This is a genomic window from Pseudomonas sp. 10-1B (assembly GCF_000935045.1).
Lineage (GTDB): Bacteria > Pseudomonadota > Gammaproteobacteria > Pseudomonadales > Pseudomonadaceae > Aquipseudomonas.
Window position 1 is genome coordinate 74,620 of record NZ_JYKS01000008.1, and the last position, 13,287, is coordinate 87,906.

General features: G+C 63.3%; 10 protein-coding genes. 2 read left to right on the forward strand and 8 right to left on the reverse strand.

Annotated elements, in window-relative coordinates; translation table 11 throughout:
* Positions 1-26: 26 nt before the first annotated feature.
* Complete coding sequence (locus TZ03_RS07020) at positions 27-1,520, reverse strand: leucyl aminopeptidase (protein ID WP_051096622.1); 1,494 nt, start codon at positions 1,518-1,520, stop codon at positions 27-29.
* Between the two features lie 301 nt (positions 1,521-1,821).
* Here TZ03_RS07020 and lptF point away from each other — a divergent pair, with 301 nt between their 5' ends.
* Both lptF and lptG read left to right on the forward strand, forming a co-directional pair.
* The gene (gene lptF, locus TZ03_RS07030) at positions 1,822-2,937 is read left to right on the forward strand and encodes an LPS export ABC transporter permease LptF (RefSeq protein WP_051096624.1); all 1,116 of its coding nucleotides are present in this window, start codon (positions 1,822-1,824) and stop codon (positions 2,935-2,937) included.
* The gene (lptG, locus tag TZ03_RS07035) at positions 2,930-3,991 is read left to right on the forward strand and encodes an LPS export ABC transporter permease LptG (protein WP_051096625.1); all 1,062 of its coding nucleotides are present in this window, start codon (positions 2,930-2,932) and stop codon (positions 3,989-3,991) included. Before lptF ends, lptG begins: the two co-directional genes overlap by 8 nt.
* A 271-nt stretch (positions 3,992-4,262) precedes the next feature.
* Here lptG and TZ03_RS07040 read toward each other — a convergent pair whose 3' ends face one another.
* From TZ03_RS07040 to TZ03_RS07070, 7 genes are all read right to left on the reverse strand, one after another.
* Positions 4,263-4,751 carry an RDD family protein gene (locus TZ03_RS07040; protein ID WP_051096626.1) on the reverse strand — a complete coding sequence of 163 codons (489 nt, stop codon included), beginning with the start codon at positions 4,749-4,751 and terminating at the stop codon, positions 4,263-4,265.
* 91 nt (positions 4,752-4,842) lie between these two features.
* On the reverse strand, positions 4,843-5,055 hold the full coding sequence (locus TZ03_RS07045) for a cold-shock protein (RefSeq protein ID WP_003257941.1): 213 nt from the start codon (positions 5,053-5,055) through the stop codon (positions 4,843-4,845).
* Between the two features lie 358 nt (positions 5,056-5,413).
* Positions 5,414-6,535 (reverse strand): glycine cleavage system aminomethyltransferase GcvT, encoded by a 1,122-nt coding sequence (gcvT, locus tag TZ03_RS07050; RefSeq protein ID WP_051096627.1) that lies wholly within the window; start codon positions 6,533-6,535, stop codon positions 5,414-5,416.
* A 27-nt stretch (positions 6,536-6,562) separates the two neighbouring features.
* Positions 6,563-7,939, reverse strand: coding sequence for an L-serine ammonia-lyase (locus TZ03_RS07055; RefSeq protein ID WP_051096628.1), 1,377 nt, complete (start codon positions 7,937-7,939; stop codon positions 6,563-6,565).
* Between the two features lie 152 nt (positions 7,940-8,091).
* Positions 8,092-10,947: an aminomethyl-transferring glycine dehydrogenase gene (gcvP, locus tag TZ03_RS07060; protein WP_051096629.1), complete on the reverse strand. Its 2,856-nt coding sequence runs from the start codon at positions 10,945-10,947 to the stop codon at positions 8,092-8,094.
* Between the two features lie 11 nt (positions 10,948-10,958).
* The gene (gene gcvH, locus TZ03_RS07065; protein WP_051096630.1) at positions 10,959-11,342 is read right to left on the reverse strand and encodes a glycine cleavage system protein GcvH; all 384 of its coding nucleotides are present in this window, start codon (positions 11,340-11,342) and stop codon (positions 10,959-10,961) included.
* Between the two features lie 332 nt (positions 11,343-11,674).
* Complete coding sequence (locus TZ03_RS07070) at positions 11,675-13,039, reverse strand: OprD family porin (protein WP_082056558.1); 1,365 nt, start codon at positions 13,037-13,039, stop codon at positions 11,675-11,677.
* Between the last annotated feature and the right edge of the window lie 248 nt (positions 13,040-13,287).

A 13,287-nucleotide genomic window follows, 5' to 3' on the forward strand; every position in this document is an offset into this window, starting at 1 on the left:
CGCTGGGCGCCACCGGCCTCATGGCGTCAGGCGCCAGCGCGGTCCAGAAGGTACTGGGTCAGCAGGGGCACCGGGCGGCCAGTGGCGCCCTTGTCCTTGCCACCGCTGACCCAGGCGGTGCCGGCGATGTCCATGTGTGCCCAGTTGTAGGCCTTGGCGAAGCGCGACAGGAAGCAGCCAGCGGTGATGGTGCCGGCCTTCGGCCCGCCGATGTTGCCCATGTCGGCGAACGGGCTGTCCAGCTGCTCCTGGTACTCGTCGAACAGCGGCAACTGCCAGGCACGGTCGTCGGCCCGCTTGCCGGCGTCGAGCAACTGGCCGACCAGGTCGTCGTCGTTGCCCATCAGGCCGGTGGTGTGGCTGCCCAGGGCGACGATACAGGCGCCGGTCAGGGTGGCGATGTCGATCACCGCCTGTGGCTTGAAGCGCTCGGCGTAGGTCAGGGTGTCGCACAGCACCAGGCGGCCTTCGGCGTCGGTGTTGAGGATTTCGACGGTTTGCCCGCTCATGGTGGTGACGATGTCGCCTGGGCGGGTAGCGCCGCCGCTTGGCATGTTCTCGGCGCAGGCCAGCAGGCACACCAGGTTGACCGGCAGCTGCAGTTCGAGCACTGCGCGCAGGGTGCCGAGCACGCTGGCGGCACCGCACATGTCGTATTTCATTTCGTCCATGCCGGCGCCTGGCTTGAGGCTGATGCCGCCGGTGTCGAAGGTGATGCCCTTGCCGACCAGCACGAACGGCTTGTCCGCCTTCTTGCCGCCCTGGTAGTTGAGCACGATCAGGCGTGGCGGCTGGTCGCTGCCCTGGCCCACGGCGTAGAACGCGCCCATGCCCAGGTCCTTGATCTTCTTCTCGTCCAGCACTTCCACCTTCAGGGCCTTGTGTGCCTTGCTCAGGTCCTTGGCCTGTTCGGCCAGGAAGCTTGGGTGGCACAGGTTAGGCGGCAGGTTGCCGAGGTCGCGGGTGAAGGCCATGCCGGTGGCGATGGCGCTGGCGTGCTTGACGGCGCGCTCGACCTCGGCCTGGCCGGCCTTGTCGGCCAGCAGGGTGACCTTTTTCAGGGCGCGCGGCTCGGCTTTCTGGCTCTTGAAACGGTCGAACACGTACTCGCCGTCGAGCAGGGTTTCGGCCAGCAGGCGGTACTTGCCGTAGTGGGCGTCGCGGTTGCTGACCGCGATATCGTCCAGGGCCAGCACCGCGTCAGCGCCGTTCAGGCCCTTGAGCACGCCGGCGACGCTGGCGACCAACTTGCGCCAGGCGCGGTCGCCCAGGGCTTCGTCCTTGCCGCTGCCCACCAGCAGTACGCGCTCGGCCTTCAGGCCCTGGAGGTTCTGCAGCAGCAGGGTCTGGCCTGGCTTGCCGGCCAGGTCGCCGCGCTTGAGCACGGCGCTGATGGCGCCCTCGCTGGCCTGGTCGACGGCCTTGGCAACGGCGCCGAGCTTGCGGCCTTCACCTACCGGGATGACCAGGGTGGCGGTTTTTACGGATGCAGCAGCTACGCTTTTTACAACCAGTTCCATGTCAGGATCCCCGAATGATCGATACGTATGGCGCTGTGTGTTCCAGCGCTCTGGACGGGCCTGGCCGCGTCGTCGCGCGCCAGCGGAAAAGCTGCCAGTTTGAGCCTGCGGCAAGCGTGCTGACAACCCCGTTGTGCGCCTTCATGCGCGGCCAAGTGACAGGGGCGGTCAATCACAGGATAATGCGCGCACTTTACATGGAGGTTCGCCTTTGGCGAACCGGCATTGGTCTTGGATGTACTAAGTCATTGTTTGGCGCCATTGATTGGCAGTCCGCCCTGACAACCCAGGAGTGTCTGGTTTGATCGTCTTTCGTTATCTGTCCCGCGAGGTCCTGGTGACCTTGAGCGCCGTCAGCGCCGTGCTGCTGGTGATCATCATGAGCGGGCGTTTCATCAAGTACCTGGCCCAGGCTGCCCAGGGCGTGCTCGACCCGAGCGTGCTGTTCCTGATCATGGGCTTCCGCCTGCCGGGCTTCCTGCAACTGATCCTGCCCCTGGGGCTGTTCCTCGGCATTCTCCTGGCTTACGGGCGTCTGTACCTGGAAAGCGAGATGACCGTACTGTCGGCCACCGGCATGAGCCAGCAGCGCCTGCTGGGCCTGACCATGGCGCCGGCTGCCCTGGTCGCCTTGCTGGTGGCCTGGCTGAGCCTGAGCCTGGCGCCGCTGGGCGTTGCCCAGGTGCAGCAGATCATCGCCCAACAGGACGCCCTGACCGAGTTCGACACCCTGGTGCCGGGCCGCTTCCAGACCCTGCGTGACGGTTCGCGGGTGACCTACACCGAAGAGCTGTCCGACGACCGCATCAACCTGGCCGGGGTGTTCATCTCCGAGAAGCGCTTCAACCAGGACAAGACCAAGGACCGTGCCCCCTCGGTGCTGGTCGCGGAAAAAGGCCACCAGGAAATCCAGGCCGACGGCAACCGCTACCTGGTGCTGGAAAACGGCTACCGTTACGACGGCAACCCGGGCCAGGCCGATTACCGCGCCATCAAGTACGACACCTACGGTGTGCTGCTGCCCAAGCCGGAAGTCAGCGAGGAAGTGACCGAGCGCGAAGCCATCCCCACCTCGCAACTGATCGGCCAGAAGGGCCTGCGTGAGCGCGCCGAGCTGCAATGGCGGCTGTCGCTGCCGATCCTGGTGTTCGTCGTCACCCTGCTGGCGGTGCCGCTGTCACGGGTCAACCCGCGCCAAGGCCGCTTCCTCAAGCTGCTGCCGGCAATTCTCCTGTACATGGCCTACCTGACAATGCTGATTTCCGTACGCGGCGCCCTCGAGAAGGGCAAACTGCCGATCGCCCTGGGCATGTGGTGGGTCCACGGCCTGTTCCTGCTGATCGGCCTGGGCCTGATGTACTGGGAGCCGCTGCGCCTCAAGCGTGCCGCCCGCCGTGCGGAGGTGGCCCATGGGTAAGCTCGACCGCTACATTGGCCAGAGCGTGCTGCTGGCCATCCTGGCCGTGCTGGGGATCATCCTCGGCCTGGCCTCGCTGTTCGCCTTCATCGATGAGATGAGCGACCTGAGCGACACCTACACGGTGATGGAGGCGGGTAACTTCGTCCTGCTGACCGCGCCACGGCGCCTGTACGAAATGCTGCCGATGGCGGCGTTGATCGGCTGCCTGATCGGCCTGGGCAGCCTGGCCAGCAGCAGCGAGCTGACCATCATGCGTGCCGCCGGGGTTTCCATCGGCCGCATCGTCTGGGCGGTGATGAAGCCGATGCTGGTGCTGATGCTGGTCGGCCTGTTGATCGGCGAGTACGTGGCGCCGGTGACCGAGAACAAGGCCCAGGCCGACCGTTCCCTGGCCCAGGGCGGTGGTGAGGCGCAGAGCTCCAAGCGTGGCATGTGGCACCGCCAGGGCGAGGAGTTCGTGCACATCAACGCCGTGCAGCCCAACGGCCTGCTGCTGGGCGTGACCCGCTACAGCTTCGACAGCGAGCGCAAGATCGTCACCTCGAGCTTCGCCCGCCGCGCGCAATACCAGGACGACCACTGGATGCTCAGCGACGTGCGCACCACCTTCTTCCGTGGCGACCATACCGAAGTGGTGAGCGCGCCGCAGCAGCGCTGGGACGTTTCGCTCACCCCGCAACTGCTCAATACCGTGATCCTGGCACCGGAGTCGCTGTCCATCACCGGGCTGTGGGACTACATCCACTACCTGTCCGACCAGGGCCTGAACAATGCCCGTTACTGGCTGGCGTTCTGGACCAAGGTGCTGCAGCCGATGGTAACCGCGGCACTGGTACTGATGGCGATTTCCTTCATCTTCGGCCCGCTGCGTTCGGTGACCCTTGGCCAGCGCGTGTTCACCGGTGTGCTGGTGGGCTTCGTGTTCCGCATCGCCCAGGACCTGCTGGGGCCATCGAGCCAGGTGTTCGGCTTCCCGCCGCTGCTGGCGGTGGTGATTCCGGCTGGCATCTGTGCGCTGGCGGGGGTTTGGTTGTTGCGCCGGGCGGGCTAGTGGCCTGAGCTGCACAAAAAAGCCGACCTCAGGGTTAATGTCGGTCAGTTAAGCGATTGGGGCCGCTTTGCGGCCCATCGCCGGCAAGCCGGGCTCCCACAGGTACCGCGCAGATCTCAAGCTTTGCGCAGTCCCTGTGGGAGCTGGCTTGCCTGCGATGGGCTGCAAAGCAGCCCCAATGTGTCTTATCCCAGGCATCAAGACTGGTGCGATCCCTGTGGGAGCGGGCGAGCCCGCGAAGAGGCCGGCACAGGCAACAAAAATCCTTGGCTCATTTCTTCTGCTTCGGCACCCGCACCAGTTGGCTTTCCGAGTAGATGTCATGCCAGCTCCGCTTGCGCTTGTCGATCAACGTCCAGAAAAAACCCAGCCCCAGGCACAACCACGAAGCAATCGACACCACAAAGCGCAACAGCGCCTGCCACAGGCTGATCGCCGAGCCATCGGCATTCTGCACCCGTACGCCCCACACCTGCATGCCCAGGGTCTGCCCGCCATGGGTCCAGAACTTGGCAAAGAAGCCGAACAGGGCGAACAGCAACACCGTCGACAGCAGCGGGTCGCCATCCAGTGCTCCGGCCTCGGTCAGCTCGCGCATGCGTGCTTCGCCGATGATCGCCATCTGGATCATCTTGTAGGCACCAGCGGTGACGATCAGCAGCGCCGTGCACAGCAAGAAGTCATAGAACATCGCCGCCAGGCGCCGGCCCAGGCCGACCGGCGGAAAATCACCCTGGGGTGTGAGCAGAGGCTTGGACATGCAGGACGGCTCCAAAAGACGAAGCCGCTATTCTACGGGCAAAAAAAAGCCCCTGCACTTGGCAGGGGCTTTTCTCGAAGTCGGGTTCGGCTTAGCCAGCGACCTGAACTTTGTCAGCCTGCATGCCTTTCTGGCCCTGGACCGCTTCGAAGGTGACCTTCTGGCCTTCTTTCAGGCTCTTGAAGCCGTTGCCTTCGATAGCGCGGAAGTGCACGAACAGATCCGGACCGCTTTCTGGGGTGATGAAGCCGTAACCTTTTTCGTCATTGAACCACTTGACGGTACCGTTCTGACGCTCAGCCATTGTCTTATTTCCTATGAAGCTTGAATTTTGATGACAGTTTCTTTTGCATTTATTAGTAAGCAAAAGATTACTGGGCTGGGTTGCAGGAAAGTAAGAGACGCCAAACGGGTTGTAGCAAATTGCGGCTACTGGCCCAGGTCACGAACTGTTGCGACCCATGCAAACACAGTGCAGTGACTCTACGCCAACTCCCGAGAGAAAAACAAGCCCTTGGTCGTATGGAAAATCGGCCGTTTGCCGATAACCGACCGATTTGTCGGAAACGGCATGGCGCCTGGCCTGGCGCCATGTTCAAAAGTTATTGGGCAGGTTCGAAAACGAATATGTCGAACCTGCCCACAACCTTCACAAAGCAGTTTCAGCCACGGTAGTAACGTTGCGCCACGAAAGGCATTTTGCTGACCTTCAAGGCAACCTTCTTGCCACGCACCACGGCAAACAATGGGGTGTCGAGTGCGGCATGTTCGCTATCGATATAACCCATTGCAACAGGTGCGCCGAGTGTGGGGCCAAAGCCACCGCTGCAGACTTTGCCTACCGGTTTATCAGCAGCATCGACAATATCCGCGCCTTCACGTACCGGCGTACGCTCCTGCGGCAACAGGCCGACGCGTTTACGCGCCACGCCATCACGCTGGTGGGCGAAGATGGCCTCGGCGCCAGGGAAACCAGCGGCACGCGCGCCATCGGCGCGGCGTACCTTGGAAATGGCCCACAGCAGGCTGGCTTCGACCGGGGTGGTTTCGGTGTTCATGTCGTGGCCATACAGGCACAGGCCGGCTTCCAGGCGCAGTGAGTCGCGCGCACCCAGGCCGATCGGCTGTACTTCAGGCTCGGCCAGCAGGCGGCGGGCCAGGGCTTCGGCAGCGTCGACCGGTACCGAGATCTCGTAGCCGTCTTCGCCGGTATAACCCGAGCGGCTGACATAGCAGTCTTCACCCAGCAGTTTCACCGGGCGGAACTGCATGAAGGTCATGCCGGCCACTTCCGGGGCCAGGCGCTCCAGCACCTTGACTGCCGCCGGGCCTTGCAGGGCCAGCAGGGCGCGTTGCTCGAACAGCGGCTGCACATCGCAACGGCTGCCGATGTGCGCTTGCAGGTGGGCCAGGTCCTGGTCCTTGCAGGCGGCGTTGACCACCAGGAACAGGGTATCGTCGCCCAGGTTGGCAACCATCAGGTCGTCGAGGATGCCGCCTTGCTCATTGGTGAACATGGCATAGCGCTGCATACCTACTGGCAGGTCGATGATATCCACCGGCACCAGGCTTTCCAGGGCCTTGGCGGCGTCGCTGCCGCGCAGGATGATCTGGCCCATGTGCGAGACATCGAACAGGCCGGCCTGCTCGCGGGTGTGCAGGTGTTCCTTGAGCACGCCCAGCGGGTACTGCACCGGCATGTCGTAGCCGGCGAACGGCACCATGCGCGCACCCAGTTCCAGGTGCAGGGCGTGCAGTGGGGTCTTGAGCAGTGTTTCGGACATCGGTGACTCCTTGCTGTTGTTGTCGGGTCAACATTCGATGATGTTGACGGCCAGGCCGCCACGGGCGGTCTCTTTGTACTTGCTTTTCATGTCGGCGCCGGTCTGGCGCATGGTGCGGATGACCTTGTCGAGCGACACGTAGTGCTGCCCGTCGCCGCGCAAGGCCATGCGCACCGCGTTGATCGCCTTCACCGAGCCCATGGCGTTGCGCTCGATGCAAGGCACCTGGACCAGCCCGCCGATCGGGTCGCAGGTCAGGCCCAGGTTGTGTTCCATGCCGATTTCGGCGGCGTTTTCCACCTGCTGCACGGTGCCGCCCATCACTTCGCACAGCGCCCCGGCGGCCATTGAGCAGGCCACGCCAACCTCGCCCTGGCAGCCTACTTCGGCACCGGAGATGGAGGCGTTTTCCTTGTACAGGATGCCGATCGCCGCGGCGGTGAGAAGAAAACGCACCACCCCGTCCTCGCTGGCACCCGGTACGAAGCGCATGTAGTAGTGCAGCACCGCCGGGACGATGCCCGCCGCGCCGTTGGTGGGCGCGGTGACCACACGGCCGCCGTAGGCATTTTCTTCGTTCACCGCCAGGGCGTAGAGGTTGACCCAGTCGAGTACCGAAAGGGCATCGCGCAGGCTGGCCTCCGGGTGGCGGCTCAACTGGCGGTACAGCGCGGGCGCACGGCGTTTGACCTTGAGCCCGCCCGGCAGGATGCCTTCATGCTGGCAGCCGGCTTCGACGCAATCCTGCATCACTTGCCAGATGCGCAGCAGCCCTGCGCGGGTTTCTGCCTCTGGGCGCCAGGCCGCCTCGTTGGCCAGCATTACCTGGCTGACCGTAAGGTTTTGCGTGGTGCAGTGGCCGAGCAGTTCCTTGGCGGTCTTGAACGGGTAGGCCAGTGCTGTGCTGTCCTCGACGATGCGGTCGTGGCCGGCGGCGTCTTCGTCGACCACGAAACCGCCGCCCACCGAGTAGTACTCGCGGCTGCGGATTTGCAGGCCGGCGTCGTCGAAGGCGCGGAAGATCATGCCGTTGGGGTGGTAGTCCAGTGGCTTGCGGATCATCGCCAGATGCTGCTTTTCACTGAACGCAATGCTGTGCTCGCCCAGCAGGTTGATGCGGCCGCTGTCGCGGATCGCCTGCAGGCGGTCGGGGATGCTGTTGGTATCGATAAGGTCGGGGTGTTCGCCTTCAAGGCCCAGCAGCACGGCCTTGTCACTGCCATGGCCCTTGCCGGTGGCGCCCAGCGAGCCATACAGCTCGGCCTTGACGCTGGCGGTGCGGGCAAGCAGGCCATCACGGCGCAGCCCTTCGGCGAAACGCGCGGCGGCGCGCATCGGGCCGACCGTGTGGGAACTGGAGGGGCCGATGCCGATCTTGAACAGGTCGAAGACGCTCAGTGACATGGTGACCTCCAAACCGGCTCTTCAGGTTGGCGAGGGCCTGTGTAGGAGCGGGTTTACCCGCGAATGCGACGGTGAAGCCAATATCGCATTCGCGGGTAAACCCGCTCCTACAGAGGTCCACACCTCAAGTCAGGTAGCGGGCCCGAGGGCTATCAGGCGTCCTGATAGCTCTCGATCGACGGGCAGGCGCACACCAGGTTGCGGTCGCCGAACACGTTGTCGACCCGGCCGACCGGCGGCCAGTACTTGCCTTCCACCAGGCTCGGCAGCGGGTACACCGCTTGCTCGCGGCTGTAGCCATGGGCCCATTCGCCAACCAGCTCGGCCGCGGTGTGCGGGGCGTTCTTCAGCGGGTTGTCGTCCTTGTCCAGGCTACCGTTCTCGACCGCGCGAATTTCTTCGCGGATCTGGATCATCGCGTCGCAGAAGCGGTCCAGTTCTTCCTTGGACTCGCTTTCGGTCGGTTCGATCATCAGCGTGCCGGCCACCGGGAAGGACATGGTCGGGGCGTGGAAGCCGAAGTCGATCAGGCGCTTGGCCACGTCGTCGACACTGATGCCACTGGTGTCCTTCAGCGGGCGCAGGTCGAGGATGCACTCGTGGGCCACCAGGCCATTGCCGCCGGTATACAGAACAGGATAGTGCTCTTCCAGGCGACGGGCGATGTAGTTGGCGTTGAGGATCGCCATCTGCGAGGCACGCTTGAGGCCGGCACCGCCCATCATGCGGATGTACATCCAGGTGATCGGCAGGATGCTGGCGCTGCCGAACGGCGCGGCGCACACCGCACCCTCGGTGTTTTCCAGCTGGGCATGGCCCGGCAGGAACGGTGCCAGGTGCGACTTGACGCCGATCGGGCCGACGCCCGGGCCGCCACCGCCGTGCGGGATGCAGAAGGTCTTGTGCAGGTTCAGGTGGGAAACGTCGCCGCCGAACTTGCCCGGGGCGCACAGGCCGACCATGGCGTTCATGTTGGCGCCGTCGATGTACACCTGGCCACCGTTGTCATGGATGATCGCGCAGATTTCGCCGATCGCTTCCTCGAACACGCCGTGGGTCGACGGGTAGGTGATCATGATCGCGGCCAGGCGCTCGCGGTGCTCGATGGCCTTGGCGCGCAGGTCCTCGACATCGACGTTGCCACGGGCGTCACAGGCGGTGACCACCACGCGCATGCCGGCCATGTGCGCGGTCGCCGGGTTGGTGCCATGCGCCGAAGACGGGATCAGGCAGATGTCGCGGTGGCCTTCGCCACGGCTGCGGTGGTAGGCGCGGATGGCCAGGAGGCCGGCGTATTCGCCCTGGGAGCCGGCGTTGGGCTGCAGCGACACGGCGTCGTAGCCGGTGGCGGCGCACAGCATGGCTTCCAGCTCGCTGGTCATCTGCAGGTAGCCCTGGCTCTGCTCGGCCGGGGCGAACGGGTGCAGGTTGCCGAACTCGGCCCAGGTGACCGGGATCATTTCGCTGGCGGCGTTCAGCTTCATGGTGCACGAGCCCAGCGGGATCATGCTGCGGTCCAGCGCCAGGTCCTTGTCGGCCAGGCGGCGCAGGTAGCGCATCAGCTCGGTTTCGCTGTGGTAGCGGTTGAACACCGGGTGTTCGAGGATGGCCGACTGGCGCAGCAGGGTGGCCGGCAGCAACGAACCGCTGCTGGCGGCCAGGGCGGCGAAGTCAGGTTGTGCCTGGTCGCCAGCGAATAGCTGCCACAGCGACTCGACGTCAGCCTGGCTGCTGGTTTCGTCCAGCGACAGGCCCAGGTGGGCGGCGTCGACCTGGCGCAGGTTGATGCCTTGGGCGCGGGCCTTGTCATGCAGGCTGGCGGTGGCAGTGCCGGTGGCCAGGGTCAGGGTGTCGAAGGCGCTGGCGCCGACTACCTGTACACCCAGCGCCTTCAGGCCGGCGGCCAGGATCGCGGTCAGCGCATGGGTGCGCTCGGCGATGCGCTTGAGGCCGGCCGGGCCGTGGTACACGGCGAACATGCTGGCGATGTTGGCCAGCAGCACCTGGGCGGTGCAGATGTTGCTGGTGGCCTTTTCGCGGCGGATGTGCTGCTCGCGGGTTTGCATGGCCAGGCGCAGGGCGGTCTTGCCGAAGCGGTCGATCGACACGCCGACCAGGCGGCCCGGCATGTCGCGCTTGAACGCGTCACGGGTTGCGAAGTAGGCGGCGTGCGGGCCACCGAAGCCCAGTGGCACGCCGAAGCGCTGGGCGCTGCCGATGGCCACGTCGGCGTCGAACTCACCCGGCGGGGTCAGCAGGGTCAGGGCCAGCAGGTCGGCGGCCACGGCGACCAGGGCGTTGGCGGCGTGGAAGCGTTGCACCACTTCGCGGTAATCGAACACTTCGCCATTGCTGGCCGGGTATTGCAGCAGGGCGCCGAAGAAGGCACTGACATCGCCCAGCTCGCGCTCGTCGCCGACCACCACTTCGATACCCAGCGGCTCGGCACGGGTGCGCAGCACGTCGAGGGTTTGCGGGTGGCAGTGCACCGAGGCGAAGAAGGTGTGGCTGGCCTTGTTCTTCGACAGGCGCTTGCAGAAGGTCATGGCCTCGGCTGCAGCGGTGGCTTCGTCGAGCAAGGATGCGTTGGCGATCGGCAAGCCGGTCAGGTCGCTGATCAGGGTCTGGAAGTTGAGCAGCGCTTCCAGGCGGCCCTGGGAAATTTCTGGCTGGTACGGGGTGTAGGCGGTGTACCAGGCCGGGTTTTCCAGCAGGTTGCGCAGGATCGGTGCCGGAGTGTGGGTGTTGTAGTAGCCCTGGCCGATGTAGCTTTTGAACAGTTGGTTCTTGCCGGCGATGGCCTTGAGCGCGGCGAGCGCATCGGCTTCGCTCTGGCCGTCGTGCGAACCGAGCACGCTGGTGCCCTTGATGCTGTCGGGAATGACCGCGGCGGTCATGGCTTCCAGCGAGTCGAAGCCGAGAGCGGCGAGCATGGCCTGCTCGTCAGCGGCGCGCGGGCCGATGTGGCGGGCGATGAATTCGTTGGCGGTGCCGAGGTTGATGGTCATGGCGGGGTTCCTCAGGCGTCGTCGTTGGCTTTGAGCAGGCGGTCATAGGCGTCCTGGTCGAGCAGGGCAGTGACTTCGCTCATGTCGGCCGGGTTGAAGCGGAAGAACCAGCCTTCGCCCAGCGGGTCTTCGTTGACCAGCTCGGGGCTGTCGTTGAGGGCTTCGTTGACGGCGACCACTTCACCGGCCAGGGGCATGTACACGCCGCTGGCGGCTTTCACCGATTCCACGGTGGAGGCTTCGGCGCCTTTGTCGTACTGCTGCAGCTCTGGCAGTTGCACATAGACCACATCGCCAAGGGCGTTCTGGGCGTAGGCAGTGATGCCCACGGTGACGCTGCCATCGGCTTCGACACGCAGCCATTCGTGATCTTCAGTGAAACGCAACTCGCTCATGGGGAATCCTCGGGAAGCAGGGCGTTGGACGCGGTGGCTCCGCGCTCTTGGGGTTGGGATTCCCCTAGCAAAAATGTGGCCAGTAATTAAAAATCTATAAAAATCAGTTAGTTATGTGTTTTTTGCGATTATTTGATGTTTTTTGTGGAATGAAAACGCTACAGCAGGCTGGGTATAAAAAAGGGTTTGAGGATCAAACCCTTGTGCAGGCGCGTTCGCAGAGCCATGTATTGATTTCGATACGGTGTATTTAAATCAATACATGGCTGTTTGCCTCTGGTTAGGTAGCCAGCGGTATTGGAATGGAGAGTCCGTCCTGCCTCTGAGGTCGGCTAGAAGATGTCAAATGGATATTCAGTGATCACCCGCACCTGGTCCTGATCCCCACCGGTGCTGGCGTCTCCACGATGCCAGGCCAGGCGCAGCCGCATTGACAGGTCTTTGGCAGGACCGCTCTGCACGACATAGCGTGCTTCGGCATCGGTCTCGAATTCCTTGTCGTCATCTCCGTACTTGTTGGCGTAGGCGCCTTGAATGACATGAGTACCGTCGATGTCCTGGCCACGCAGGTGTCGGATCATGAGCGTCAGCCCGGGTATGCCATACCCAGTCATATTGAGGTCGTAGCGAAGCTGCCAGGACTTTTCCCCAGGCCCATTGAAATCGGAGTACTGCACGGAGTTAGGCAAGAAAATCGAGCCTCCGCTCCGGCCTGTATCGCCAAAGCCCACATAATCGAATGGCTGGTCTCCGGCTACTTGCTGATAGGCCAGGGACAGCGTATGTGCCGCAAATTTGTAGGCTGCCTGGATGCCTGCCGCGGTGGTGTCGATCGTGCCGGCCTTGGCATTGCCGTTGTCCGTGGTGCGGTACAAGTTGAAGTCAAATGTCAAAGCCTGAGCGCTTGACAGAGGCACTATGTAATTTGCATTGATGTAGTACTGGTTCCAGATGTCCTCGAATCGGCTGCCATAGGCGGCGAGGCTTAGATTGTCGGTCGCCTTGTAACGTGCACCGGCATAATCGACGGCAGGCGTGGTCACCAGGGCGTAGGTTGCCCAAAGCTCGCCATCCCGGTTGGTGTTGACCTGGTCAGTGCCAGACGTGAAGTGCCCGGCCTCCAATGCGAGGTGGTCGATTTCATTGCTCGATAGATGGAAGCCCGTAGCAGTTTGCGGCATCAGCCGGCTGACACTTTGCGCGAACACCGGTGCGCTCGGCGACATCTGGCCATAGCGCAAGACTGTGTTGGAAATGCGCGCCTTCACCGCCCCTCCGGCGCGTGCATATTCATCGTCCGGATCACCGTCATCGCCGACCGGGAGGTTCCCGGTGCCGGTGCGACCGCTTCCGGCATCCAGTTTGATGCCCCAGTAAGCGAATGCATCCACGCCCACCCCGATAAAGCCTTGGGTAAAGCCTGACTCATAAGTGGCAATGAAGGCCTGGGTCCAATCTTTCTGGTTACTTCGGCCACCGGCTCTGTCGGTATTGAAATAATAGTTTTTGGCGAGGATGGAAAGGCTGCTGTCCTTTATAAAGCCCGCGGTCTCGGATTGCCCCGCCCAAGCAGGGCCGCTCAGCAAGAATGCTATCGCGGCAGCACTGGAGATTTTTACTGTGGCAGTTTCACTGGCGTGAACAAGTCCATTCTTTTGCGAGCCAGTTTGGCTGCAAATTGAAGGTTTATCGAGCATTGGCCATACCTGCATTTTATTGAAGTTATGACGCACGACCTGAAAGGTCAGGCGGCGTTGGTGGTTGGCAACGGCGAGATACCCTGCATTGGGGTGTCAGAGCCTCGCTTGAATAGTCGAATCAGCGCTGCCCGAGCCTGAATCAAGGAATCGACATCCTCTGTCATTTTTTCGCCGAGTGCCGAGGGCGGGGTGCGCAGGCACGAACAGCCGGCCATCTTTCACGTGCAGGGGTTCACAAGGAGGAA

Coding starts and splice junctions, on each gene's coding strand:
- TZ03_RS07020 (WP_051096622.1), bottom strand. CDS start 1,520: ATGGAACTGGTTGTAAAAAGCGTAGCTGCTGCATCCGTAAAAACCGCC.
- lptG (WP_051096625.1), top strand. CDS start 2,930: ATGGGTAAGCTCGACCGCTACATTGGCCAGAGCGTGCTGCTGGCCATC.
- TZ03_RS07040 (WP_051096626.1), bottom strand. CDS start 4,751: ATGTCCAAGCCTCTGCTCACACCCCAGGGTGATTTTCCGCCGGTCGGC.
- TZ03_RS07045 (WP_003257941.1), bottom strand. CDS start 5,055: ATGGCTGAGCGTCAGAACGGTACCGTCAAGTGGTTCAATGACGAAAAA.
- gcvT (WP_051096627.1), bottom strand. CDS start 6,535: ATGTCCGAAACACTGCTCAAGACCCCACTGCACGCCCTGCACCTGGAA.
- TZ03_RS07055 (WP_051096628.1), bottom strand. CDS start 7,939: ATGTCACTGAGCGTCTTCGACCTGTTCAAGATCGGCATCGGCCCCTCC.
- gcvP (WP_051096629.1), bottom strand. CDS start 10,947: ATGACCATCAACCTCGGCACCGCCAACGAATTCATCGCCCGCCACATC.
- gcvH (WP_051096630.1), bottom strand. CDS start 11,342: ATGAGCGAGTTGCGTTTCACTGAAGATCACGAATGGCTGCGTGTCGAA.
- TZ03_RS07070 (WP_082056558.1), bottom strand. CDS start 13,039: ATGCTCGATAAACCTTCAATTTGCAGCCAAACTGGCTCGCAAAAGAAT.